Below are 26579 nucleotides of genomic sequence, written 5' to 3'. Positions count from 1 at the left end.
CCATTCTGGAGAATCTTATCATAAAATGAAAGTACAAGAATCTATTGATTTGTCATATGAGTGGGGAATCCCTTCATAACAATTCCAAATAGGAAGGGAGAGTTGGATTTTGGACATTGAAAGAATTAACGATCATACGATGAAATTTTTTATTACGTACGTTGATATAGAAGATAGAGGGTTTAATCGAGAAGAGATTTGGTACAATCGTGAACGAAGTGAGCAATTGTTTTGGGAAATGATGGATGAAGCTCGTGATCACGATGATTTCTTTATTGATGGGCCACTATGGATTCAAGTACAGGCGCTTGATAAAGGCATTGAAGTACTTGTAACGAAAGCACAGCTTTCAAAAGATGGACAAAAATTAGAATTACCAATAGGTGTAGATAAAATTATTGATATCCCTCTAGATGAGCGAATCGAATCGCTATTTCAACAAGAATTAGAGGATGAGATAGAAGCGGGAACAAACTTTAACGAAGATGGAACATTTGGCTTTTTAATTAAATTTGATGATTTTGAAGACGTCATTTCGTTAAGTCATCGTCTTATATTTGAAGATATAAAAGATGAACTATATTCGTTTGAAGACCGCTATTATGTATATGTTGAATTTGATGAAGTGCTACACGATGAAGAAGAAATTGACCGTGTTTTAAGTATTATTTTAGAATATGGGGAAGAATCTACTTTAACGGTTCACCGCGTGAGTGAATACGGCAAACAAGTTGTTAAAGAACATGCACTTGAGACGATTCGCAGTCATTTTCCTTCTAAGACATAGGCCGATTTCAATATTATGAAATCGGCTTTTTATATGATGGGTATAATAATAGTAGAAAAGCTTTGTAAGTAAGGGGGGTAGGAATGAAAAACACATTAAAGTTACTTTTCTTTTTTCTAGGTTTATTCGCAGTGTTTGTTTCGTTACGAATGTTTATTGATGTAGCATTTTATTCGGATGTTATAGGCATGAAAAACATTTCGTTTGTAGGAATTATAAGCATTCTATTTACTGTTTCTGCATTTTTAATTGGCTGTGTTATTTTCTTGGAAAACAGGCATCCATCTAAAACGTTGACATGGTTAATTGTACTTGGTATTTTTCCTGTATTTGGATTTTTTGCGTATTTACTCTTTGGACAAAATTTTCGCAGAAAACGAATGTTTCAAAAGAAGGCTCTTTTGGATGAACAAGCTTTCTTACAGTACAAAGGACATGAAGATTATCAAGAACGCATTTTAAAGAATCATAAACATCAAGAACTGCTATTTCGTCTCGCAGATCGGCTTGGTGCTTTAAATATTTCATTTCAGACAGAAACGAAAGTGTTAACGAATGGTGATGAAACGTTTCAAGCCATTTTACAAGGTTTACAAAAGGCGAAGCATCATATTCATATGGAATATTATATTGTGCGTGATGATAAGCTTGGCACACAAATTAAAGACATTTTAATTCAGAAGGTGCAGGAAGGTGTTGCCGTCCGTTTTTTATATGATGCGGTTGGAAGTTTTAAACTGTCAAACGCCTATATTGATGAATTAAACGATGCAGGTGTCGAGATGATTCCATTCTTTCCGGTAAGGTTTCCGATTTTAAACGATAAAATTAACTATCGGAATCACCGGAAAATTGTTGTCATTGATGGAAATGAAGGCTTTGTAGGCGGACTCAATATTGGTGACGAATATTTAGGGAAAAATAAATATTTTGGATTTTGGCGAGATACGCATTTATATTTACGCGGTGAGGCGGTTCAAAGCCTGCAGCTCATATTCCTGCAAGATTGGTTTTATATGACGGGTGAAGCTGTACTAGCACCTGAATATTTACAAGCGGAAGCGGTAGATGGAGATCATTGGGGGGGGGTACAACTTGTTGCCGGTGGACCGGATAATAAATGGGAGACAATTAAGCATCTTTATTTTGCAATGATTGCTTCAGCAAGAAAGTCCATTTGGATCGCGACACCTTATTTTATTCCGGATGATGATATTTTATCTGCATTAAAAGTGGCAGCTCTTGCTGGCATTGATGTTCGTTTATTGATGCCGAGTAAACCGGATAAACGAACGGTGTTTTATGCATCGAGGTCTTATTTTCCGGAGTTATTAGATGCAGGGGTAAAAGTATACGAATATGAAAAAGGTTTCCTTCATAGTAAAATTGTCATTGTTGACTCTGATTTAGCATCAATTGGGACAGCGAATATGGATATGAGAAGCTTTCATTTAAACTTTGAGGTGAATGCCTTTTTATATGATACGGATAGTATTCGAAAGCTTGTTAAGGATTTTAAGGAGGATTTACAAGAATCCAGTGAAATTCATGTAGATCATTTTCATAAGCGCCGCCTTCATAAGCGGATTGTGGAATCGACATATCGTTTATTATCACCTTTATTATAAGGAGGATGTTCTAACAAGTAAGTAGTTCAGATAACGTGGAGAAAATACGAAAAATCAATTAGAAAAACAAATCAATTAGAAAAACAAAACAATTAGCAATGATAATCGCACACTAAATAACAGTGAAATCAGCAAGAAAGAAGACCGACTTAATTAAGTTGGTCTTTAGCACTTCTACATATTGTAATCTTCACCAAACGCACCAAACGCACCCGTTAGTTAAAGATTATGGATAATTATTTTGTAGTTGTTTTTATTTAAATACACCTTTTTTTTTGGAAAGCCAATCTTCTAAGGCATCTTCGTGTTGTTTTGTGAATAATTTCGGTATTTGGTCTATTGGGAAGTATTTTAAATCTAAAGTCTCAATACCATCTGCGTTAAGTTCCCCATCAATTGGCTTGCATTGAAAAAAATGAGTGATAGTCTGAGCTTTATCTCCGTTCGGAAACTCACCAGAATATTTAGAGTAGACACCAATAAGATGTTCAACCTCAACATTTAATCCTGTCTCCTCAAGTATTTCTCGTTTAGCGCTTTCTTCAAGAGATTCTCCAAGTTCCATAGCACCACCTGGAAAACCCCACTCATTTCTATCTCCCCGTTTTTGTAAAAGAATTTCATTTCGTTCGTTATAAACAATACCTCCAGCAAAATTAAGAAATATTAAATCGTGCCCCACTTTTCCCCGAATATAACGAATGTAGTCCTTATTTGTAGTCATAAATTCCCTCCCATTTATAGCCTCTATCTAATTATACAAAGTATAAAGATAATAGAGTTATTAAATTAACCTTCACCGTTAGTTTAAGAACATTCTTTCACAAAATTTTATATCCATTATAACATACTTCTTTTTAAATTTTGAATTGCCTTATAACTTACGAAAAGTAGCATATAAAATAGCAAACCTTCTAGAATAACAATTAGCAGAGTGACAATAACCATTGTCACTCTGCTAATTACAGTGCGATTTCTGGTGTCAATTTAAGTCCAAAAAGCACATAAACACAGATATAGCACTCTATTTGTGATGTTATTTGTGATTTTCTCCACAAAAACTGAACTACTTATCTAACAAGGACGTCCTCTTTTTGTTTTGAAAGGAATTTGTAACAAATTGTAGAATAGAAACCAGTATAGAAAGGATGTGGTATGATGTTTGTCGCAAGGAGAGAGAACGGTGAAAAGGTTCATCTTCTTCATAACCACGATGAAAAGAAGCTGCAAATCATGCGAAAGAAGGAACGCTTTTTTTGCCCGATTTGTAGGCGAGAGGTGCAGCTCAAGTTAGGGAAGCAAAAGAGGTGGCATTTTGCCCATAGAAAAACAGATCAGTGCCATGTTTCATCTGAACATGAATCTGCCTACCATATGCGTGGAAAGGAACAACTGTATAGATGGTTCAAATCGCAAGGTGTCCATGTAGAAATTGAACATTATCTTCCAGCGATTCGGCAAAGGCCTGACCTCTTTATCGAAAGGAATAGGAGACAGATTGCAATTGAATATCAATGTGCTTCTTTATCCGCTGAACAGTTATTAAAACGAACTTCTTCATATTGGAAAGCAGGAATACAAATCATTTGGATATTAGGTGGGAATCAAATGAAAAGGCATTCTGCTTATTGGATTTCATTATCCTCGTTTCACTTTCTCTGCATACAATCTTATCCGCAGCCATCACTTCTCTTTTTTTGTCCAAATGAAAAGTCATTTATGAAATGCGAATTTCTTACCCCGTTTTCTACAAATGTTTATTTCTCACATATCATTCATTCCCCATTGCGTACCATTACCTTTGAGGAACTCTTTTGTCAAGCGTCAATTACGAAAAAACGATTGGAGCGGGAATGGCAGAATAAAAAGAACTACTTTCGAACGAATGTCCTTCGAATATGGAATTATAGTCATAAATCACTTTTACACCTCTTATATCAATATCATCTTTCACCCTCTTGTTTTCCATCTGAAATTGGTGTTCCTCTTCCAACTGCATTTGCATTTCGAACACATCCTTTTGTATGGCAGGCTTTCCTTTGTATAGACTTCATTGGCAAATTTGAAATTGGAGATTATTTTTCATTGCATGCTGTTTTTTCCTATGTAAATAAAAGGCGTAGTATTCAAAGACGCACGTTACCGTATTTTTCGCAAAATGTATGGAAACGGGCGATCGTAGAATATGTCACGTTTTTATGTAAAGTGGGGATAATTGAAAAGGTGGATGTGCATAAGTACCGAAAAATAAGGCGATTTACGATGCCGAAAACAGAAGGAGAAATAAAAGAATATGATGCGATTTGTTTGTCGCATGCGTTATCTCTGTTTGAGATAAAGTACAACATGGGAAAAGGAAAAACGGATATAATAAAAGAGTACATGGAAGGATTTACATAAAAAGAATCGAATTTTACTTAGGTAGAGAATTAAAAGGAGGTATATTTTATGTCTGAACAAACAACAGCAAAAACATTGCCAGACCGCAGTGAGATTGAAGAAATGAACACATGGAGATTAGAAGACATTTTCCAAACGGATGAAGAATGGGAAAAAGAATTTCAAGCAGTGAAAGAATTACTTCCAAAGTTAGCTGAATTTAAGGGGAAACTTGGTGACTCTGCTGATTCATTATTAGAAACATTGCAATATGAAGATGAAGTCTCAATGAGATTAGGAAAATTATATACATATGCTCATATGCGTTACGATCAAGATACAACAAATTCTAGTTATCAAGCGCTAAATGATCGAGCAACAAACTTATATTCGCAAGCATCTAGCAGCATGGCGTATATCGTTCCTGAAATTTTAACAATTTCAGAAGAAAAATTACAATCATTCTTACAAGAAAATAAAGAATTAAGCGTATATGAACATGCGTTAGAAGAAATTACACGTCAGCGCCCGCATGTATTGTCAGAAGCTGAAGAAGCGTTGTTAGCAGAGGCAGCTGAAGTTATGAGCGCATCAAGTAGTACATTTGGTATGCTGAATAATGCGGACTTAAAATTCCCATCTATTAAAGATGAAAATGGGGAAGAAGTAGAGGTAACACACGGCCGTTATATTCAATTTTTAGAAAGCGATGATCGTCGCGTTCGTCATGATGCATTCCATGCTGTTTTCGAAACGTATGGAAAATATAAAAATACATTTGCAAGCACACTTAGTGGTGCAGTGAAACGTAATAATTTCAATGCACGTGTTCGTAAATATGATTCTGCACGTCAAGCGGCGTTAAGCAATAATAACATTCCTGAAACAGTATATGATCAACTTGTTGAGACAGTAAATGGTAACTTACATTTATTACACCGCTATATTGATATTCGTAAGCGTGCATTAGGACTTGATGAACTGCATATGTACGACTTATATACACCGCTTGTACCAGAAGTGAAAATGAATGTGAAATATGAAGAAGCGCAAGACATTCTACTCAAATCATTAAATGTTCTTGGTGATGAGTATGTTGAAATTTTGAAAGAAGCATATGAAAATCGCTGGGTAGACGTATATGAAAACAAAGGAAAACGAAGTGGAGCTTATTCATCTGGTGCGTATGGAACAAATCCGTATATTTTAATGAACTGGCATGATAATGTAAATAATTTATTTACACTTGCACATGAGTTTGGTCATTCTGTGCATAGCTACTATACAAGAAAAACACAACCACATGTATATGGTGACTATTCCATCTTCGTTGCGGAAGTTGCATCAACTTGTAACGAAGCAATTTTAAATGATTACTTATTAAAAACGACAGAAGATAAGAAAGAACGTTTATATTTATTAAATCATTATTTAGAAGGATTCCGCGGGACTGTATTCCGTCAAACGATGTTTGCTGAATTTGAACATATCATTCATAAAAAGGTACAAGAAGGACATGCGGTTACGCCGGATATGTTAACAGAAATCTACTATGACTTAAATAAAAAATACTTTGGCGATGCTTTAGTCATCGATAAAGAAATTGGTTTAGAGTGGTCTCGTATTCCGCACTTCTATTACAACTATTATGTATATCAATACGCAACAGGATTTAGTGCAGCAACAGCTTTATCAAAACAAATTTTAGAAGAAGGACAACCAGCAGTAGAGCGTTATATTAACGAATTCTTAAAAGCTGGAAGCTCTGATTATCCAATTGAAGTGCTGAAAAAAGCAGGAGTAGATATGGCATCACCAGAGCCTGTTAAAGAAGCACTACAAGTATTTGAAGAAAAGTTAAATGAATTAGAAGCGCTATTATTTGAAGGTAAATAATAGAGGAAGAGAGAAGGCGAGAGTGAAAACTCTCGCCTTTTTTGTTTTAAAAACCTTTAAATCGCTTTCGATGATTGAAATAAGAGAGGCTAATGACAATGATTGCGAATAAAAGCGGCAACGCAATAATCTTTGGAAAGGCTTGTAATAGTGAAAGAATGTACAGGAAAAAAGAAATGCAAATACAAAAAAGTAGAAAGAAGATATGTGTTTTTTTCATGAAATCCCTCCTAAAGAACGCCTTTTTATAGCCTATTCAGTAATGAAAACGTTTAGAATGTGACAAAAATGTGAAATTCGACAAAAAGGGTTGTCATCTGATGTCGAACCATGTAATATAATAGACGTGAACGAATTCACATACAAACATATACCCCTTTGTTTGAACGTGAAAATTTCTCCCATCCCCTTTAATATTTTTATAAGCCGTAAAGAAAAAGACCTGGTGTTTACACCAGGTCTTTTTCTTTTGCAATCCATTTCCAATAACGCTCACATTTCACTTCAATCATTCGTACTTTTCTTTTCAATGACAATTTTTTTAGCTCTCGTTCTATTTCTTGCTGCGAACAGTCATAGATAAATGCAATTTCTTTAGACGACATAAATTGAACCATTTCTAGTAATACCTCTAGTGGTGGTAACGGAGCAGGCTCAATGTTGCACTTCACAATTTCTTTTAACAACTGTACATATACGTCATATGAATAAATTCCCGCAATCTTAATACCTTCCTCATCTGAATTTGCATGAAAGAATACGAGAGAAGGGATTTCGGTGATGTGCATTTCATTTGTGAACTTTAGATCGCACTGGAATGCTTTTTTTGCACTAATCGAATGCAAATCTTTTTTAAATTCTTCTACATCAATACCGCTTTGCTCTGCGCATGCAAGTAGTAATTCCAAATCTGGTTTTGATATATTTTCAAGAAAAATGTATTCTTGAAGTTTCCGCAAAAAATTCGAACCTGCTTTTCGGCCCTGTAACTCAGCTGCTTTAATTGCAATAGAAACTAAATACGGTGTAGATGAGGCATCTTGCATATGCACTTTTCCATCACATGAAAAGCCTTGCAAACTTGTTGTTTTTTCCCACACAAATCGAATATTAGCAGGCTTATTCCATTTGTGTGGGGAGGCGATTGCCCCTTCCACTTTGCCGGTTAGTATGTGCCGAATCGAAAAATATTTTCCGTATTCGAGCCATAATTTTATCATAACTGGTTCGATTTCCCAGCAATCCATGCAAAGTGGATCAATAAACAAATAGGCTTCTACAGACTTATGTTCGCACTTGGAAAGAGAAGGAATGCGCATATGCTTTGCTTCCTGTTTATCCATTACGCTTCACCTGTTTCGTTTGGAGTATTGACCATATGCTGCGCAGTTAATCTTAAACGTTCAAAAACAAATTCTCGAATCTGCCCATGTACTCCTGTATCTTCCATCGCTTGCTCCATACATGCTAACCAGGCTTTTGCTCGCTTTGGTGTAATCTCAAAAGGGAGATGGCGTGCTCTTAGCATAGGATGACCATGTTCTTCTGTATACAAACTTGGCCCACCTAAATACTGCGTTAGAAATTGCTTCTGCTTCCTGGCTGTTTCTGTCAAATCGTCTGGGAAGATGGGAGATAAGTCAGGGTGTTTACTGACATAGGAATAAAACGTATCGACTAATGTTGCAATGACTTGTTCACCGCCAATTGCTTCAAATGGTGTCATCGGTTGCTTGTTCATCCTGTATAAACTCCTTTTTCCATCAAATGTATATCTATTGTAGCAATGGATTGTCACGAAGAGCAACTAAACAGCTCTCGTGCAATCTTTTGCCCACTTTCTTCCTTAAGATAAAGTTAAGTATAAGTGCCCGGTTGGTGAGGGCTAACCATTAGCGAAAAAAACGTTCGCTAATGGAAGTTTCACTTTAGCGTTCTTCGTTTTGTTTTGCAAGAAAAAAGCGCTGTACTTTATTTTTTGTATGGCGAACAGGTATATGATGTTTGTTTAATAAATTGAGGAAAGCGGCTTTGCCCGCTGCCTCATCTTGTACTTCATATTCAAGTTCATAATCATCGTGATTGTAATAGAAACTATGATCAAATACAAGCGTGCCGCCTTCAAATGTAGTTTCTGCTCGCTCTGTTGTTAAGCTTCCCATATAAGTTAAAGTAGAAACAGGGATTTGAAGTGTATGTAGTTGATCTAGCACAGAGCCTGCAATGATCTGATTTGTTTTCATCATTTGCTGTGCTTCTTCTTCTGTTATAGATTGATGAGTTTCCAGTAACCCAATTTCAGCCGGTTGTTTTAAAGTTAATGTATAAGCTCCACCTTTATGACGAATACGAAGAGCAGAGCCTGCTGCTTTTAAAGAAAAATGAGGTGTTTCAAAATAATGATTCACTTGTTTTGTAAATGATTGGATAGAAAAGGCATCGCATAACATTTGAAATTCTGCTTGCGTTACCATATTTTTAAATTCAATTTCAATTTCTTGTGTCATTGTATAGGCTCCTTCTTAAAGTAATTCTTTAGACATTATCGCTTTTTCACAAATTTGGTTCAATGTTTTATTTGTTTGCGTCTATGTTATGATACAATACTAATGTGAAGTAAGACAGGAAGTTGATATGGAGGAGTTAGAGCATGCAAAATAAAATTCAAGTTAAGAGCGTAGAAGAAAGAGAAAATGCTCTTATTTTTTGTGCGGAAAATACTGAAATACAAGTGGAGGAGTTAAAAGCACGCAATCACGTACTTGTAGACTCAGATCATTTATCATTTTTATATATTTTAGAAAACGAATCAGCTTTCATTTATGTAAGCATTCCGCATACATGCTGGGAAGCAATGAACGGTGCAATGAAGAGTGATAAAGCAATGTTCGTTCGCGTAAATAATACTGAAATTGAATTAGAGCAATTGAAAGAAGAAGTGGAATATTTAATTGAAAATATTGAAGGTAATGCAAATTACGGAGAAGAACTTGTAACGGCTGTAGAAAAGGTATTTTTATAAGCAAATGGATTGACTTTGGTGGTGGTTTAAATGAATCGTAATTGGGAAGAATTTTTAGCGCCGTACCACCAAGCGGTGGCAGAGCTAAAAGTGAAATTAAAAGGAATGCGCTCTCAGTTTACAATGTTAACAGAACACTCTCCGATTGAGTTTGTAACCGGCAGGGTAAAATCGGTTGCAAGTATTATTGATAAGGCGGAAAAGCGCAATGTACCGCTTGATCGGCTCGGAGAAGAAATGCAGGACATCGCCGGTCTTCGGATGATGTGTCAATTTGTAGACGAGATTAAGCCTGTTGTTGAATATCTTCGAAAACGAAATGATTTTGAAATTGTGGAAGAACGAGATTATGTGACGCAGAAGAAAGAAAGTGGTTATCGTTCGTATCACGTAGTCGTTAGTTATCCCGTTCAAACGATCCGCGGGGAGAAAAAAGTATTAGTTGAAATTCAAATTCGGACGTTAGCGATGAATTTTTGGGCAACAATTGAGCATTCTTTAAATTACAAATATAGTGGGCGTTTTCCAGAAGATATTAAAATTCGTCTTCAGCGTGCAGCAGAAGCGGCATTTTTATTAGATGAAGAAATGTCTTCGATTCGTCTCGAAATTCAGGAAGCACAAAAGATTTTTTCGCGCAAACAAGAAGCGAAAGAATCCGAATCATAAACTAAAGGGTGTTGGGCGATGAAATTTGCAATTATGTCAAAGGGAGATCAATCATCAAACGCACTTGCAAGTACAATGACAGACTACTTGCAGGATTTCGGGTTTACAATGGATGAAAAAAAGCCGGATATTGTAATTTCTGTTGGGGGAGATGGGACGCTCTTATACGCGTTTCACCGCTATTATAATCGGTTAGATGAGACAGCGTTTGTTGGTGTGCATACGGGACATTTAGGCTTCTATGCAGATTGGTTGCCAACAGAGGTAGAAAAACTTGTGATTGCGATTGCGAAAACGCCGTTTCAAGTTGTGGAATACCCGCTTTTAGAAGTCATTATTCGCTATGTAAATGGCAGTAAAGAATCACAGTACTTAGCAATGAATGAAGCAACAGTAAAAAGCTTGGAAGGAACATTAGTAACAGAGGTAGAAATTCGCGGGGAATATTTTGAAACATTCCGCGGGGACGGTCTTTGTATTTCTACTCCTTCTGGAAGTACGGCCTACAATAAAGCGCTAGGCGGAGCAATTATTCATCCTTCGATTGAAGCGATTCAAATTGCGGAAATGGCTTCAATTAATAACCGCGTGTTCCGTACAGTAGGTTCGCCCCTCGTTTTACCAAAGCATCATACATGTGTTTTGAAGCCGACGAAAAGAATGAATTTACAAATTACAGTGGATCATTTAACGATGGTTCATCAAGACGTAAAATCAATTCAATACCGCGTCGCAAACGAGAAGGTGAGATTTGTCCGTTTTCGTCCGTTTCCATTTTGGAAACGTGTTCGTGATTCGTTTGTTGCGGATGAATAGAGAGGGTTTATGCATGTGAGAAGATTTACATTAAAATGGTGTATGACAGAAGCAGAGAAGGGAATGCTCATTCGGGAATTTCTAAAAACGAAAGGAATTTCTAAAGCTGCTTTGACAGATATAAAGTTTCAGGGCGGAGCAATTGAAGTTGACGGTAAGCATGCAACAGTGCGGCACGTATTACAGACTGGAGAAGAATTACAAGTCTTCTTTCCACTTGAGGAAAGAAGTGAAGGAATGCTTGCTGAAGATATTCCTTTGAACCTTATATACGAAGATGCCTCTGTACTCGTAATGAATAAAGTCCCATACATGTCAACGATTCCGTCTAGGGAACATCCATCTGGAAGTGTTGCGAATGCACTCCTATATCATTATGATAGGCAAAACCTTGCAAGTACAGTACATATTGTAACGCGGCTCGACCGTGATACGTCAGGACTGATGCTGATTGCGAAAAACCGTTTCATTCATCACCTTTTATCGAAACAGCATCAGCAAAAGCAAGTGAAACGAACATATGAAGCAATTGTTCATGGACAATTGCTAGAAGAATCAGGAACGATTGATGCACCAATTGGAAGAAAGAGTGACAGCATTATTGAACGAATGGTATGTGAAGACGGTCAAAAAGCAGTTACGCATTTTCAAGTGCTAGATAGATCTCCTGATAAGACGCGAGTTTCACTGCAATTAGAAACAGGAAGAACACATCAAATTCGTGTACATATGGCATACTTAGGCCATCCGTTGTTAGGAGATGACTTGTATGGAGGTAGTAAGTCGCAAATGAAGCGGCAAGCACTTCATAGCACGAGTTTAACCTTCTATCATCCGGTGTTAGAAAAACAGATGACATTTCATGCGGATGTGCCGGAAGATATGAAAGAATTATTGAAATAAGCTGCCTCCAGTATTGAAGTGACCCGCAAAAGTTAGACAGGTTATTTCATTGGGCAACTTCTTGGGCATGGGCCCGGTATTGTACCGGGCCCATGCCCTTTTCGTTTAGTCTTAATTCTTTTATAGTTGCATTAAATTATTAGGAACATTTAATGTTGTTTCACAACTGAAAGGAAATTGAAAAAAAACTGATACCTTTCTCATTAAAATTCAATCTTACTTAAAAAATGAAAGAAAAGTGAAATTTTCCAAAAGAAATTCTTTGTTAAAATAAAAGCATAAATACAAAAAAGTGTTGACACATGGAGAAAAATGTACTTTTTTCAAGATATAGTGAGGGAAAAAAATGAGATTAGAAAAACAATTAATAAAAAAGATATATTATGAAACATTCTTAATGGAGAATGAAACACATCCACCTCTTCAAGTACTTGGAGCAGCATATGTAAACGAACAAAAAAATGAGATTTCCGATGGATCTTATATTCGTTTTGCACAAGGTGAATTTTATTATCATCATCAAGATTTTGAAACAGCTGTTTTTAAATGGGAGAAAGTCAGTAATGAATTAGCACCATGGGCACAAAAAAATATTGCGGATGCTTACTTCGAACTTAACCAATTATCAGTTGCTGAAAATGTTTATACCTCGATTACTACTGATAACAAAATACTTATGACCGAAATTGTACTGCAATTGCTGTCTCTTTACATCGAGCAAAATAATCTTGATTCAGCTTTCGCTGTTATTAAAGAAGCGGTTTCTTTAAATCCCGATTATCCAAACGTTACAACAATTGCACGTTCCTTTTATGAAGAACAGCAAGATTTTGACAGTGCAGTAGAGCTTGCTGTGAATGAATTAATTCGAACAGAATCTTTCCCATGGTTTGAGGTTCTAAAAGAATATATCGATAAAGGATTTACTAAAAATATTTCACCAGACTATTTTTATAAAGTATTAGTTACATTAAATAATGTAGATCAAGTGCAGTTTACGCAAATTGTTTCATCACTTTGGCACAGCTATAAAAATGAACAAAATTACTTATTATGGCTTAAAACAATAAATGAATTTTTCTTACATATCGAAATACATTCGTCCGATATATGGGACAAAATTTCTTCTCTATATGAAGAAACGTACTTTGAATTAATTCAAGGTCAATATATGCTAAGACAATTACACGATATCATTCCAAGCTTTTTAACAAATTGGTTAAAGGTAGCTAATCCGTCTCATTCTGTATTTCCATCTGCAGCAGTATTGGCATGGGATGAGATTTTCCCTTCCCGAATAGATTCAGCAAATATAGAACATGCGGAAAGCCTACTGTCATATTCTGTTAATCATGTGGATGGCTTAGAGTATAGCTTACATCTTTTTGAATCTATTACACAGTGGGCACAAAAACAGGATTTAGAAATTGGTCATCGATTTAGATGGTTAGTTGGCGAGCTTGCAGATGTAAGAACAAATCGCATTTTAGTAACTGGAACTTCAGGAAACGGAAAAGTCTCATTTATTAACTCTATACTAGGAGAAAATATATTAGAAAACTCAATCTCAAATGTAGTTGTCTTTAAAAATGATGCTCATACAGAAATTAACGCTATAACAGATTCAGCAATTACAACAACTGAGAATTTCTCTGATTTCCATAACATGATGTCCTTGCACCGCCAAACATATAGAGATAGAGCGTGTGTTGAATTTAAATTACCATGTAGATTTTTAAGTAAAAATAAACTTACATTCGTTGTTACACCTAGCTTTAATAGGAACAATGACACTAGAGATGAGATATTCGAATATTTAAATTCTGTAGATGAATTATTATTCGTATTGAATGCGGATTCACCTTTTACTGACAAAGAGCGTGACATTCTATTAAATATTCAAGAACATATACCAAATCTACAAATTCATTTCTTATTAAATAAAATCGATAACATTTACAGTGAAGCAGAAGCAAAAAGAGTTATACATGATACGCAAGCAAGAATAAACGGATATTTCCCGCAAGCGAGAATTTTCCCTTACTCTTCGTTATATACAAATAGTCAACAGCTAAACGATTTAACTGAGTTTATTCAGTTTAACTTTAACCATAAAAATATCGATGCAGAACGTACTGAAAAGCTATTGTTTTTCATCCGAAAAACAATTACCTATCTTTTGGATAAACGCGTCGAGATGGAAAACAACCTAGTGGATTCTATTAATTGGAATGAAGATATAGTAGTTAAACTAAATGGTTGTATGAATAACCTTACTGCTTTTGAGAAGGAAAAAATTCATTTCATTACAGAATCATATCGTACAATGAAAAACGAAATTACGAATGATCTTACAGAACATATTCCGAAACTATTGCAGAGTTGTTCTGATTTAATTAGTGAAGAAAGTGATTTTGGACACATTGATATTGAACTAAACACAGCGATGAACGAAAGAGTTCAAAAATATCTAGAACAAACTGTGTTACCTAATTTTGCTCGCTCTATGCAAAATTGGATTGCAACTTCTAATAACGAGTTCCTTCAAAGTCAATCGTACTTAGAAGAAATCAGTGAAGGGCTTAATTCTTTATGTGGAGAAAATCGAATACAGTTAGAATGTGACTTTAAAGTGCTTGATGACTGGCGCAGAGATACTGATAGAATGACAACTAGAATACATATGGAAGAAGTAAATATCTTACGCCGATTTACACCAGCACAATTTTTACTGAAAAGCGCCGGTAAATTATTTGGAGTTCTTCCTAAAAATAAAGCTATGCTATATAACAAATACAAACAGTATTTAGAAAATGAAGATTATACCGATGTAACGGCTTCTATTATGAGCAAATTTTTCTTGCAATTTGAGCTATTTGAAAACGCACTAGAGCGGGATATTAATATATTCTTTAGAAATCCATTGGGCGCGTTGAAACAAGCTGTAGAAAACACTCATTTAGAAATAAAAGAAAAACAAGATACACTGCATAAAATGAAATCAGATCCTGAAGTTTATCATGATTCTATAACGCTCTTTGAATTGAGATTACGTCAATGTGAAGTAATCCTAAATATAGGTGAGGATAATTCCTATACAGATGTAACTTTAGAAACAAACATAGAGTAAACGTAAAGTAACTCCAAAATCTACAATAAAAGTTGATTTTGGAGTTATTTTTTGATTACTTCACTGTGTCTAACAATTGGGTTGCAGTTCGTATGAGGGAAGCTTATTTCTTATGTAATTGCACGGAATTTCTCAGGAACAAATGGCATAGAAGAAGGAACAGAAATTGTTTCCATCTCTGGATAGCGCAGTCCTGTTAGTTTCCCGCCAAATACAGCTCCTGTATCAATATTCACCGTATGATTGACAAAGCGAGGTTCTGCGACAGGGGTGTGACCGTATACAATCCACGCTTTTCCTTCATAATGCTTCGCCCAATCACGGCGAACAGGAGAGCCGTCAGAATGTTTTTCCCCCGTAATATCCCCGTATAATACGAAAGTTTGGACTTTTTTATCCGTCCTTCCAATATAATCTTGGCGAATACCGGCGTGACAAACGATGAGTTTTTTGTTATCAAGAACGTGATAGAGTGGTGACTGTTCGTAAAGATCAATAAACTTTTTCTGCACGATTTTTTGCTCACGAGTTTTTAGCGCTTCATACTCAGCGACGGTCGTTTCTAATCCGTGTGCAATTGTTACATTACGTCCGATGAAAAAACGGTACAACTTATTACAATGATTGCCGGGAGCATAATAAGCAACTTTTTTATTCATCACAAGTTCCCATACAATTTCAATCATTTTTAGGGATGCTGGCCCACGGTCGGTAATATCTCCAACAAAAGCAAGTTGTCGCTTCTCTGGATGAACAGGAAGACCGCTATCCCAGTTATAACCGAGCTGCGCTGTTAACGTTTGAAACTCTTCTAAACAGCCGTGTATATCCCCGATAATGTCGTATTTCATTTTGTAACCTCCATCTCGAGTTTTTTCTTAGTATACCTAAAGTGGATATAGAAAAAACCATACCCAAGTGGATATGGTTTAGTCAAACATAAATGTTTTCGTTCGTGATCGTACGTTCAGTATGAAGCCGATCGCAATCATATAGGTTAGTAAGGAACTACCTCCATAACTCATAAGAGGAAGCGTAATCCCTGTAATCGGAAGCAATCCAATTGTCATCCCGATATTTTGGAATACTTGGAATGTAAACATTCCGATCGTTCCTGCACATAAATAACTACCGAATGGATCATTACTTTCCAAAGCGATATGAATCATTCGATAAATTAGAAGGAAGAACAGGGAAATGACAACACTTGCTCCTAAAAATCCGAATTGCTCGGCAATGTTTGTAAAAATAAAATCGGTATGCGGTTCTGGAAAATATACTTGACCATTCTCCCAGCCTTTACCATGTAATTCACCTGATCCGGTTGCTAAAACAGCCTGACGTAACTGATATCCTTGCGTTTCGTATTCATAAGGTGCTAGCCAGCCGTAGAAACGATCTAATTGATATTCTTTTAAAATATGTTCTTTAAAGAATGCTGTATGTTCAAAATAAATATACGTTAGCGTCGAAGCAGCTGCTATAACAATAGTAGCTAAACCGAAAATAAAGCGCCAGCGTACACCTGAAACTAAAATCATTGCTGCAATCATTGCTGAAATAACCATTGTATTTCCTAAATCAGGTTCTTTCGCAATTAAAAGCAGTGGTGGTAAACTCGCAGCGAATATTTTACCGAGTAAAATTAAATCCTCGCGTGGCGAACGAAATGAATACTTTTCATTATGATTGACGATAATGCGGCCAATAACAATAATTAAAAATAATTTCATAATCTCAGAAGGCTGGAAGTTACCAAGGCCTGGCACGCTATACCAAGCAGTAGCCCCTTTAATTGTTACAGCTCCAGGAACTTTTAATTCAAGTCCAATCAGTAAAACCATCGCAAATCCATACAAATACCAAGCGATTTGCTTATATCGGTCAAAATCAATAACCATAATCGCAACAATTGCGATCGTCCCAATGACATACCATTGAATTTGTTTTGCTACAAAGTTTACTTTTTGCAATGCTGGTGGTAAAGATGGCTGAGCACTTGCAATAGCAAAACAACTAACAATTGCAATTGCGAGTACAATCAGGATTAATATGTAATCTATTCGATATTGGGAATTCTTATCTTTCACCGTACGTAGTCCTTTCTATTGCTCTTTATAAAATGAAAAAAAGACGCTATTACCATATTAGCGGATTTTGAGTGGTTTGCAAATATGTTGTTTGGATTTTAGAGCAGAGATGTTAGATTTATAATTACCTTGTATATAGGAAATAAAGAGCGTGCCTTCATAATAGCAGGAAAGTGAAAGAACGAAAGAGAATTAAAGAACCAGTCATACTAATAATTTTATTTTGCCTTCTTTCGAATTTGTGATATGATATAAATATATTACCAGGTACTAATAACTGATGTTATTTAATAAATTTAGGGGGATAAACAAATGAATCTTCTCAACTTAAAAGGAAAAAACATTATTGTAATGGGAGTTGCGAACCAACGCAGCATCGCTTGGGGTATCGCTCGTTCATTACATGAAGCAGGAGCAAACTTAATTTTCACATATGCAGGTGAGCGTCTAGAAAAAAACGTACGTGACCTAGCAGAATCATTAGAAGGACAACAATCACTTGTTTTACCATGTGACGTAACAAACGATGAAGATATCGCACGTTGTTTCCAATCTATTAAAGAAGAAGTTGGAGTTGTTCACGGATTAGCACACTGCATCGCATTCGCAAACCGTGATGACTTAAAAGGCGAGTTCGTTGATACATCTCGCGACGGATTCTTACTAGCACAAAACATTAGCTCATTCTCATTAACAGCTGTAGCAAGAGCTGCGAAGCCATTAATGACAGAAGGCGGCAGCATCGTTACATTAACATACCTTGGCGGCGAGCGTGTAGTATCAAACTACAACGTAATGGGCGTTGCAAAAGCATCACTAGACGCAAGCGTAAGATACTTAGCAAACGACCTAGGACAACATAACATCCGCGTAAACTCTGTATCAGCAGGACCAATCCGTACGCTATCAGCTAAAGGTGTTGGCGACTTCAACAGCATCCTAAAACAAATCGAAGAACGCGCACCACTTCGTCGTAACGTAACACAAGAAGAAGTTGGTAACACAGCGTTATTCTTATTCAGTGACCTAGCGAGCGGAGTTACTGGTGAGAACATTCATGTGGATTCTGGGTATCATATTTTAGGATAACGGAGAGTCTTATTAAGCTGTAGGACAGGTGTTAAAATTAGGTATATGTTTTTTGGGGAAAAATACCAAGCATGTTCCTTAAGCTAAGTTTTTATCTATATAATATAAAGAGAAAACGCTATTCTTTTGCAAAAATGTGCAGAAAGGATAGCGTTTTTTATGTCTATTTTAATTTAAGACGAATTGTAAATCTTATTTGTTTTTCTAGTATGCTTTGGATGGAAGAACTAATACTAAGGGGAAATAAAAAGAGCAAATTGAATATAAAGCTATGAGTAATACAAGGAAATACTTAAGAACACATAAAGATTTTTTTCGAGTTTCATTTGTTAGAAAAGCGAAAGAAAGTCGCAGCTTTATGAGAAAAAATTTTTACATACTAGGTGTTACCTAAAAGTATGCTATACCTGGTGCAATAGTAGTTTAATTGTAACCAATCAAATCCGATAGCGCTTATTTATCATGTATGTCTTTAGAGTTAGAAAAAATTATTTTTTTGATTAGATAGTTATAATATCCTGTTATTGATTCTTGTTAATTGAAAATACAAAATTACAGTTCATGAATTTAAGCAGAGAGAGTAACACTTTCTATATCTTCACAACTTATGAATATAAAATTTGTAGAGGGTGGTGTTATTGAACTTTCTTCTTCTAAGATAACTAGGCAAAGATTGGAATGAAATGCAAGAAGAGAAGCAGGCCCAATAATTTGTCCAGATCTGGTTGTTATTGTAACAATAGTTCCTGGTGACCAACTATCAAATAAAAAACAAACTATACCTTCGCAATTTGCCATTTTTTTCACCTACCTTAAATTTGATATTAGAATACATGTATTTTAAATAAAGATATAGTTAATATATGTATGGAAATAGAAAGTGATTGGGTAAATAAAACATGAGTGATTTTTTAGAAATGAAAGAAATACACTGTAGTAATCATTCATTTTATTGTAGCGATTACTTGAAGCGGAAAGTGCAGTCTTATTTTGCTATTTTACATGAAAAAGAATGTAAAATAGCAAAATTCATATAAAGGTGGGAGTATGTTATTGGAAAGAGACGGTGCTCAAAAAAAGAAAGGCATTTTATTTGTGATGAATCCTATAGGCGGGGGAGTAGAATACTATCAAAATACGTATATTGAGCAGAATAAACATAAGTATAGAATTTATAAGATGACGTTTAGAGCTGGAATTTTTCGTATAGAAGATATAAATCAAAAAAGCCCTTTGTACGATGAATACGAGTTTCATAATTATGATGAAAATAGCTTCCGATTACTACTCAAGTCAATGGATATTGAATTAATTTATATAAATCATCTCATTAAATTCCCTATATTTGATTTTATAAAATTCATTCAACATTCTGGAATTGATTACATCTATTTTATACATGATTTTTTTTGTATATGTCCTCTCGTTAATTTGATTAAAAGGAATGGTCCTTACTGCAATAATGAAACAGATGTAAATATATGTACGGCGTGTTTGAGTGGGAGAAGGGAAACAGATATTCAAACTTGGAGAAAAAAATTTGAATCTTTTTTATCAAATGCTCAGAAGGTAATCGCTCCAAGTAACAGTACAAAAGAAATTGTAAAAAAACATTTCCCTGACATTGATATAGATGTACAGGAGCATCCTTTATCTCCTAATATCTACTATGCATATACCCCTGAATTCGCAAGTGAAAAAAAGCTTAATGTTGCCTTCGTAGGAAATATACACAAAAATAAAGGATCGCACATTTTATATAAACTTAAAATGGAAATTGAAAGGGGAAAGCTACCCTTTTGTATAAAAGTAATTGGGTTAACAGACAGGCATAAAAGAAGATTTGTTAGCCGAAGCGGACATTTTGTTGTAACAGGACCATATGATAATAAGGAAATTTCTAATCTTTTAGCAATACATAAAATAGCTATCGTTATAACGGCTTCTATATGTCCAGAGACATTTTCTTATACAACCAATGAGGCTATGTTTTCGGGGTATCCGGTCATTGCATTTGATATGGGAGCCCCAGCGGAGCAAATAAGAAAATATAAAGGGGGATGGATTCTGAAAGAAGTGAGTAGCCAGAGTGTTTTACAATTATTACAAAATCTTTCAACAAATCGCGGTGAAATTTTGGAAAAAGCGCGTAATTTATCGGTAGCTTGTCAAAATGAAGAGATTTTATAATCTTTTCATCAATGAAAAGAAAGGAAAGATTAAAATGGTAATTGTGACTCTTAAAGATCTGTAGAACAACTGCAGATAAAGAGTTGTTTAGAGGCTTTTTCAACCATATAAAATGAAAGAGGGGTTATTTGATAAAAAATGACAATAGCCCCTGATAGAAAATACTTCATAGATAAAAAAATGCTGAAACTCATGTGGGAAGTTTGATTAACAGAGACAGGAATTTTGTTTTTTCATTTAAGGAGTTTTTCGTTAAATCAAATCCCAATTTACAGGTGTTCCCTTAACAATATCTTTTTTCACTTTCTTTCCTAGTAAAATAGGAAGGTATTTTGGTGCCAAACCATACCCAGGTCTAATGGCTTTTATATTCTCTGTTGTTAAAAGATCTCCAGCTTTCATATCTTGTGCAACATATAGAGAACGACGAAACTTTAATGAGCTTTTTTCCATCTCAGTCGGTCCATAATAAACCTTCCCTAGTGCCTGCCATGCTCGTTCTGTTTCCATAACAAGAGATTTTAGTTCGTCTGCTTCCATTGAAAACGCGGAGTCTACTCCTCCATCAGCCCTAGATAAAGTGAAATGTTTTTCAATTACAGTTGCTCCCAGTGCAACACTTGCGACTGCAGTACCTACTCCTAATGTATGATCTGATAAACCTACTTCACATTGGAATAATTCCCTCATATGAGGAATTGTATAAATATTAGTGTTTTCCGGGGAAGCAGGATACGTACTTGTACATTTCAACAAAATAAGGTCTTTACAGCCTGCTGATTTGGCAGCCTTGACAGTCTCATCTAATTCTGAAATTGTAGCCATACCGGTGGAGATAATAAGTGGTTTGCCAGTAGAGGCAGCTTTGCAGATTAGAGGGATATCAGTATTTTCAAAAGAAGCAATTTTATAACAAGGAACATTTAGGGATTCTAGAAAATCAACTGCTGTTTCATCAAATGGGGTGCTAAATGGGGTTATACCTAGTTCTTTACATTTATTAAAAATCGGTTTATGCCATTCCCAAGGTGTGTAAGCTTGCTGATATAGTTTATAAAGAGTGTTTCCTTTCCATAAGCTGTCTGCATCTTCTATTTTAAAATCTTTATTATCTATATCGAGTGTCATCGTATCAGCTGTATAAGTTTGAATTTTTAGAGCATGTGCTCCAGCTTTTGCTGCAGCTTCAACGATTTGTAATGCACGTTCCAATGACTGATTATGGTTTCCAGACATTTCGGCAATGATAAATGGTTGTTGATTACGACCTATTTTTCTTCCATTAATCTCAACATCTTTCATTCTATCTTCTCCTTTCTAACCGTTCATTTTTGCTTTACCTATTATATCTTTCACTGACGTATCCCATCCATCAGTAAGGAAATTCAAATACTTTTCTTTATCTTTTAATCTATGATAACTGCCGCCAAGAGATTGTGGTTTCCTCATAACTTTTCCAGAACGAATTAACTCCCAATTCTCAATAAAAAGTCGTTCTATTTCTTGGCATAGTCTATCATAAGAGGTTTTTAGTGTATCGTTTTCCTTGTAGGGAACTTTCAATTGAGCGATAATATCCCCTGTATCTAATCCGTTATCTATATAATGAATTGTAATCCCTTTAGGTGTATCTTCAAGAAAACTCCATAAATTGGGATCAGCCCCCTTATTCCAGGGAAGATAAGATATATGCAAGTTAATAATCTTGTTATTAAATTTCTCTATAATCGAAGGAGGAATCATATATCTATATCCATAGCTGACAATAAAATCAATATGAGTAAGAATAGGTGAGTGAATGTCTATTTTATCTTCATAGAAAACAACACGATCTCCATATGATTTAAGAAAACTGTACAAGTTATTACATTTAGATCCTAATAATAGAATGTTCATAATATCTTCCTTAACATTTAATATTGTAAAATCTCGGATACTACACGTGTTTTCCCGAAAGCGTCTACCATTTCTAATGCTTTTCTAGAAGATTCCTCTAAATCAAAGTTTCCGCTCCTAACAATCTCAATGGAATTACAAATATCTTTCTCATAAATTTCATCTGATTTTCCAATATAAAAATCAATACCTAAATTTCCTACTGCTTTACATATTTCAATTTGATTATATGCCACTGAGATTAATAGTGCAGGTAACCCTAAACAATATCTTTCCCAAGTTGTCGAACCTCCAGCACATATTGCCAGATCTGCTTCATTCATTAATCGGGACATATAATCAATATTATAATGGAAGGTCATATTTGAATGTTTTTTGCATGAATTTTGGATGAAGTCTTTTTGAGGATTTGCTTGACCGATAACTACATGAATAAGAAGCTGTGTACAATCTAGTGCTTCTAGAGCTTTGATTACTTTGAATGTTTCATTAGTGGGATCACTTCCACCAAAGAATATGAGTACTGTTTTAAGATTACCAGTTCTTTTTCTTACATTTTTCCGTCTCTTTAAAAATTCTGTCCTTAGCAGTGCATATTTGGGACCTAATAATTTTATACAATTTTTAGGGAGTAATTTTGTATATCTTTGGTCTATATTTGTATAATAATTTTGATCAAGCAGTATATCACACATATGTGATTTATCTGCTAAATCATCTATAACCATTATATATTGGGTGAATTCCTTCAATTTTTCTTCCCACTTTTTATCTAATGCGTAATGGTCTACAATAAGCCAATCAACAGGGGAAATGTTCTGATTTATAATATTTATTGTTTGTTGTGCGTCTATTTCCCAGCTAGTTTGAAGCCAGTGAGCATGAGCGGTATTACAATTACTATTCACTAGTTTCATTTTCGGTAACATATATACTGTGTATCCTTTAGATTTTATAAAGTTACACATATGGCCATTTAATTCCCTAGATATAAAAGCTACCTGATGTCCTAGATTTTTTAATTCCTTTGCTAAGGTTAAACATCGCATAACATGACCTGTTCCAATTTCTATAGAAGCATCTACTCGAATGAATATGTTCATCTGAGTTACATACCTATCTTCTTTTGTTCTATATGACTATTAATATAAAACAAATCTGGTTCTTGTTTTAATAAATTTAAAATATCGCTGAAAGAAAACTGACTATTAACTGGATATAATCTGGTAATAATGTTTTTAATAAGAATAAAGTCTTCTTTCGTGTCGACAGTCCAGCGATGCTTACTTTCATCTAAGTTATGATGGACATTTAACAGTTTGAATTTCCCGGGGTTGTTATATATATAAGCAGTCACATGCTCACGATATGATGGCTCATTGGCTTCTTCGTATGTTCGTTTTAAAATTTGATAGGGTATAACCTCTGTATCTAGTCCTCTCGGATACGTACGGGTTAGTGTATTAGAGATATAATCATATTCATTTTGATGTTTTAAATAGCAATTAACTACTTTATCAATAATATTAGGATCGATAATGGGACAATCTGAAGTTAATCGAACTACAACATCCACAGAAAATTTCGTTGCAGTTTCATAATAGCGTGATAATACATCATCTTCTGATCCACGATAATAAGGAACAGAAAGTTGCCTACAAAGCTCAATGATTGGATTATCATTGAGCTTTGTAGTAGTAGCTACAATAATTTGGTCAATTGTTCTTGCTTTTTTTACTCGTTCAATTTGATATTCTAATAGTGTTTTATCAAGAACTTTCTTCAGGATTTTCCCTGGAAGCCTAGTTGAGCCCATTCGGGCTTGAATAATAGCGGCAACTTTCATTTCATCACCTTTTTATTCATTTATTTTTTATAAAAATTTATTACTTTTTTAACTGCATGAATGACATCATTAGCGTCTTGTTCACTCATTTGTGAAAATAATGGTAGCGTAATGATACTTTCATATAATTTTTCAGCATGGGGGCAAATTCCTTTTTGGTAACCTAATTTTTGATAATAGGGTTGTAAATGAACCGGAATGTAGTGAACATTGACACCAATATTTTCTTGCTGTAACGCTTGAAAGATTTCTTTTCGGTCAACTTTCAACATTGATAAATTTAACTGAATGATATACAAATGCCAACTTGAATCAACATGGTTTAATTGTTTTGGTAAAATAATTTCAGGTAAATCTTTTAGTTCCGTCTCATACATTGCTACATATTGTTTTCTTTTAGTGATAAAAGAATCTAATTTTTGCAGTTGTGATAATCCAAGAGCGGCTTGGATATCTGTCATCCGATAGTTATAGCCAAGAAATTGCATTTCATAGTACCAAGGACCATGATTCTCAGTTAGGTTGTTAGGATGACGGGTGATTCCATGTGTTCGAAACTGCAGAAGTTTTTGATAGTAGTCCTCATTATTTGTTGTAATGATTCCACCCTCGCCTGTTGTAATATGTTTGACGGGGTGAAAACTGAACATGGCCATATCGCTAATTGAACCAATTTTTTTCTTTTTGTAAGTAGCTCCTAATGCATGAGCTGCATCTTCGATTACTGTTAGGTTATATTCTCGGGCAATTTTTGAGATTTCTTCAAGTTCAGCTGGTTGTCCTGTAAAATGTACAGGTATAATTGCCTTTGTCTTATTTGTAATCTTATCTTTTATTAGTGCAGGATCAATATTGTAAGTATCGGATTCAATATCCGTAAATACCGGTACTCCACCTTGATAAAGGACACAGTTAGAACTGGCAGCGAACGTCATTGATGTGGTGATGACTTCATCATCAGTGGAGATCCCCGCTGCAAAGCAAGCTCCATGCAGGGCGGCTGTTCCACTTGAAAATGCTACGGCATATTTTGCACCTACATATGCTGCCATTTGATCTTCAAATTGTTTTATTGTTGGACCGGTTGTAATAAAATCACTTTTTAAAATGTTTATTACGGCTTGGATATCATCTTCATCAATGGATTGCTTGCCGTATGGCAAATAATGATCCCGTACGGGTTTTCCTCCATGAAGCGCTAAAAGATGTTTCATGATCATTAATACTCCCTTATAGATTGTTTTAATTCATTTTAGTTATTCTGTTATCTTATTCATTAATGAATCTTTTTAACTCGTCCTTTGTTAACCAATGTTCATTTTTGTCGCTTGTATAACTAAAGCCTTCTGGAAGTGGCTTGCCTTCACTTATATTTGCTTTATCCCACCAATTGAATTCAGGTTGAATGATATAATAATCTTCAAATTCCAAAGTATGACGGGCATCATCCTCAGTGATCATAGCCTCATGAAGTTTCTCTCCTGGACGGATGCCTATAAACTCAATTTTACATTCAGGTGCAATTACTTTTGCCAAGTCTGTTACTTTCATGCTAGGGATTTTAGGAATAAAAATTTCCCCGCCCTTCATTCGCTGAAGGTTATCAAGAACAAATTGTACTCCCTGATCAAGTGTTATCCAAAATCGAGTCATACGTTCATCTGTAATAGGAATCTTCCCGGTATTTTTTATACTTTTAAAAAATGGCACTACACTGCCTCTGCTGCCTACTACATTTCCGTAACGTACAACTGAAAATCTTGTGTTTTTTTTTCCTACATAAGCATTTGCTGCAACAAAAAGTTTATCTGATGCTAATTTTGTTGCACCGTATAAGTTAATTGGAGAAGCAGCTTTATCTGTACTTAAAGCAATGACACGTTGCACTCCACAATCTATAGCAGCTTCAATTACATTCTGAGCACCATAGATATTTGTTTTAATGGCTTCAAACGGATTGTACTCACATGAACCTACATGCTTCAGAGCAGCTGCATGAACTACAATATCGACCCCAGCAAATGCTCGATATAAACGAGTTTTATCACGTACATCCCCAATAAAAAAACGAATACGCGAATCGGTATATTCTTGAGCCATTTCGTATTGTTTCAACTCATCACGACTAAAAACAATGATCTTGTTTACACCAAGTTCCAGGGCTTTTTTTATAAATCTTTTTCCGAAAGAGCCTGTTCCACCAGTAACTAAAATTGTTTTTCCTGTTAAATCCATTTT

The 26579-nt window shown here is 35.2% G+C and carries 25 protein-coding genes; 11 read left to right on the top strand and 14 right to left on the bottom strand.

The genetic code is table 11. The annotated features are described in order from the left end of the window. Positions 1-109 precede the first annotated feature (109 nt). Together mecA and cls are read left to right on the top strand one after the other, a co-directional pair. Positions 110-787, top strand: a complete 678-nt coding sequence (mecA, locus tag AAIE21_RS08945) for an adaptor protein MecA (protein WP_343266437.1) — start codon at positions 110-112, stop codon at positions 785-787. 83 nt (positions 788-870) lie between these two features. After that, positions 871-2415, top strand: coding sequence for a cardiolipin synthase (gene cls / locus AAIE21_RS08940; protein WP_343266436.1), 1545 nt, complete (start codon positions 871-873; stop codon positions 2413-2415). 253 nt (positions 2416-2668) lie between these two features. Here the strand turns inward: cls and AAIE21_RS08935 are convergent, their stop codons facing one another. Further along, positions 2669-3139: an NUDIX hydrolase gene (locus AAIE21_RS08935; RefSeq protein WP_343266435.1), complete on the bottom strand. Its 471-nt coding sequence runs from the start codon at positions 3137-3139 to the stop codon at positions 2669-2671. Positions 3140-3573: 434 nt separating this feature from the next. Between AAIE21_RS08935 and AAIE21_RS08930 the strand changes: the two genes are divergently transcribed. Both AAIE21_RS08930 and pepF read left to right on the top strand, forming a co-directional pair. Beyond that, positions 3574-4815 (top strand): competence protein CoiA, encoded by a 1242-nt coding sequence (locus AAIE21_RS08930; RefSeq protein ID WP_343266434.1) that lies wholly within the window; start codon positions 3574-3576, stop codon positions 4813-4815. A gap of 48 nt (positions 4816-4863) precedes the next feature. Continuing rightward, positions 4864-6690 (top strand): oligoendopeptidase F, encoded by a 1827-nt coding sequence (gene pepF / locus AAIE21_RS08925; protein ID WP_343266433.1) that lies wholly within the window; start codon positions 4864-4866, stop codon positions 6688-6690. A gap of 46 nt (positions 6691-6736) precedes the next feature. Here pepF and AAIE21_RS08920 read toward each other — a convergent pair whose 3' ends face one another. The 4 genes from AAIE21_RS08920 to AAIE21_RS08905 all read right to left on the bottom strand — a co-directional run bounded on the left by AAIE21_RS08920 (position 6737) and on the right by AAIE21_RS08905 (position 9197). Then, on the bottom strand, positions 6737-6910 hold the full coding sequence (locus tag AAIE21_RS08920) for a hypothetical protein (RefSeq protein ID WP_343266432.1): 174 nt from the start codon (positions 6908-6910) through the stop codon (positions 6737-6739). Positions 6911-7139: 229 nt separating this feature from the next. Next, positions 7140-8033 carry a ClpXP adapter SpxH family protein gene (locus AAIE21_RS08915; RefSeq protein WP_343266431.1) on the bottom strand — a complete coding sequence of 298 codons (894 nt, stop codon included), beginning with the start codon at positions 8031-8033 and terminating at the stop codon, positions 7140-7142. Beyond that, a complete protein-coding gene (locus AAIE21_RS08910) occupies positions 8033-8431 on the bottom strand; it encodes a globin domain-containing protein (RefSeq protein ID WP_343266430.1) in 399 nt (132 codons plus the stop codon). Before AAIE21_RS08910 ends, AAIE21_RS08915 begins: the two co-directional genes overlap by 1 nt. A gap of 187 nt (positions 8432-8618) precedes the next feature. Next, positions 8619-9197, bottom strand: coding sequence for a CYTH domain-containing protein (locus AAIE21_RS08905; RefSeq protein ID WP_343266429.1), 579 nt, complete (start codon positions 9195-9197; stop codon positions 8619-8621). 143 nt (positions 9198-9340) lie between these two features. Between AAIE21_RS08905 and AAIE21_RS08900 the strand changes: the two genes are divergently transcribed. The 5 genes from AAIE21_RS08900 to AAIE21_RS08880 all read left to right on the top strand — a co-directional run bounded on the left by AAIE21_RS08900 (position 9341) and on the right by AAIE21_RS08880 (position 15230). Further along, a complete protein-coding gene (locus AAIE21_RS08900; RefSeq protein WP_174099340.1) occupies positions 9341-9712 on the top strand; it encodes a UPF0738 family protein in 372 nt (123 codons plus the stop codon). A gap of 30 nt (positions 9713-9742) precedes the next feature. Continuing rightward, complete coding sequence (gene yjbM, locus AAIE21_RS08895) at positions 9743-10381, top strand: GTP diphosphokinase (protein WP_343266428.1); 639 nt, start codon at positions 9743-9745, stop codon at positions 10379-10381. A gap of 18 nt (positions 10382-10399) precedes the next feature. Further along, a complete protein-coding gene (locus AAIE21_RS08890; protein WP_343266427.1) occupies positions 10400-11197 on the top strand; it encodes an NAD kinase in 798 nt (265 codons plus the stop codon). Positions 11198-11212: 15 nt separating this feature from the next. Beyond that, entirely contained in the window at positions 11213-12100 is an 888-nt protein-coding gene (locus AAIE21_RS08885) for an RluA family pseudouridine synthase (protein WP_343266426.1), read from the top strand. Positions 12101-12446: 346 nt separating this feature from the next. Beyond that, a complete protein-coding gene (locus AAIE21_RS08880; protein ID WP_343266425.1) occupies positions 12447-15230 on the top strand; it encodes a dynamin family protein in 2784 nt (927 codons plus the stop codon). A gap of 110 nt (positions 15231-15340) precedes the next feature. Here AAIE21_RS08880 and prpE read toward each other — a convergent pair whose 3' ends face one another. Then, on the bottom strand, positions 15341-16081 hold the full coding sequence (prpE, locus tag AAIE21_RS08875) for a bis(5'-nucleosyl)-tetraphosphatase PrpE (RefSeq protein WP_343266424.1): 741 nt from the start codon (positions 16079-16081) through the stop codon (positions 15341-15343). A 78-nt stretch (positions 16082-16159) separates the two neighbouring features. Then, entirely contained in the window at positions 16160-17320 is a 1161-nt protein-coding gene (locus AAIE21_RS08870) for an FtsW/RodA/SpoVE family cell cycle protein (RefSeq protein WP_343266423.1), read from the bottom strand. Between the two features lie 312 nt (positions 17321-17632). On the opposite strand from AAIE21_RS08870, the gene fabI reads away from it, so the two are divergent. Continuing rightward, entirely contained in the window at positions 17633-18409 is a 777-nt protein-coding gene (fabI, locus tag AAIE21_RS08865) for an enoyl-ACP reductase FabI (protein WP_001050746.1), read from the top strand. A 567-nt stretch (positions 18410-18976) separates the two neighbouring features. Here fabI and AAIE21_RS08860 read toward each other — a convergent pair. Beyond that, positions 18977-19207: a CGEA protein gene (locus tag AAIE21_RS08860; protein WP_343266422.1), complete on the bottom strand. Its 231-nt coding sequence runs from the start codon at positions 19205-19207 to the stop codon at positions 18977-18979. A gap of 249 nt (positions 19208-19456) precedes the next feature. Between AAIE21_RS08860 and AAIE21_RS08855 the strand changes: the two genes are divergently transcribed. Further along, a complete protein-coding gene (locus AAIE21_RS08855) occupies positions 19457-20599 on the top strand; it encodes a glycosyltransferase (RefSeq protein WP_343266421.1) in 1143 nt (380 codons plus the stop codon). Between the two features lie 252 nt (positions 20600-20851). Here AAIE21_RS08855 and pseI read toward each other — a convergent pair whose 3' ends face one another. Genes pseI through pseB form a run of 6 tightly spaced genes read right to left on the bottom strand, consistent with a single transcriptional unit; the run spans position 20852 to position 26576 of the window. Continuing rightward, positions 20852-21901 (bottom strand): pseudaminic acid synthase, encoded by a 1050-nt coding sequence (gene pseI / locus AAIE21_RS08850; RefSeq protein ID WP_343266420.1) that lies wholly within the window; start codon positions 21899-21901, stop codon positions 20852-20854. Between the two features lie 15 nt (positions 21902-21916). Beyond that, complete coding sequence (locus AAIE21_RS08845) at positions 21917-22495, bottom strand: formyl transferase (protein ID WP_343266419.1); 579 nt, start codon at positions 22493-22495, stop codon at positions 21917-21919. 17 nt (positions 22496-22512) lie between these two features. Next, entirely contained in the window at positions 22513-23598 is a 1086-nt protein-coding gene (pseG, locus tag AAIE21_RS08840; protein WP_343266418.1) for a UDP-2,4-diacetamido-2,4,6-trideoxy-beta-L-altropyranose hydrolase, read from the bottom strand. A gap of 5 nt (positions 23599-23603) precedes the next feature. Next, positions 23604-24341, bottom strand: coding sequence for a cytidylyltransferase domain-containing protein (locus AAIE21_RS08835; protein ID WP_343266417.1), 738 nt, complete (start codon positions 24339-24341; stop codon positions 23604-23606). Between the two features lie 20 nt (positions 24342-24361). Further along, positions 24362-25555, bottom strand: a complete 1194-nt coding sequence (gene pseC / locus AAIE21_RS08830; RefSeq protein ID WP_481858665.1) for a UDP-4-amino-4,6-dideoxy-N-acetyl-beta-L-altrosamine transaminase — start codon at positions 25553-25555, stop codon at positions 24362-24364. Positions 25556-25610: 55 nt separating this feature from the next. Continuing rightward, positions 25611-26576, bottom strand: coding sequence for a UDP-N-acetylglucosamine 4,6-dehydratase (inverting) (pseB, locus tag AAIE21_RS08825; RefSeq protein WP_343266416.1), 966 nt, complete (start codon positions 26574-26576; stop codon positions 25611-25613). Positions 26577-26579: the final 3 nt, after the last annotated feature.

This window comes from Paenibacillus sp. 102 (genome assembly GCF_039549175.1).
Classification (GTDB): Bacteria; Bacillota; Bacilli; order Bacillales; family Bacillaceae_G; genus Bacillus_A.
The sequence above is the reverse complement of the archived record's forward strand: the minus strand, read 5'-3'. Positions and strand labels throughout refer to the sequence as shown.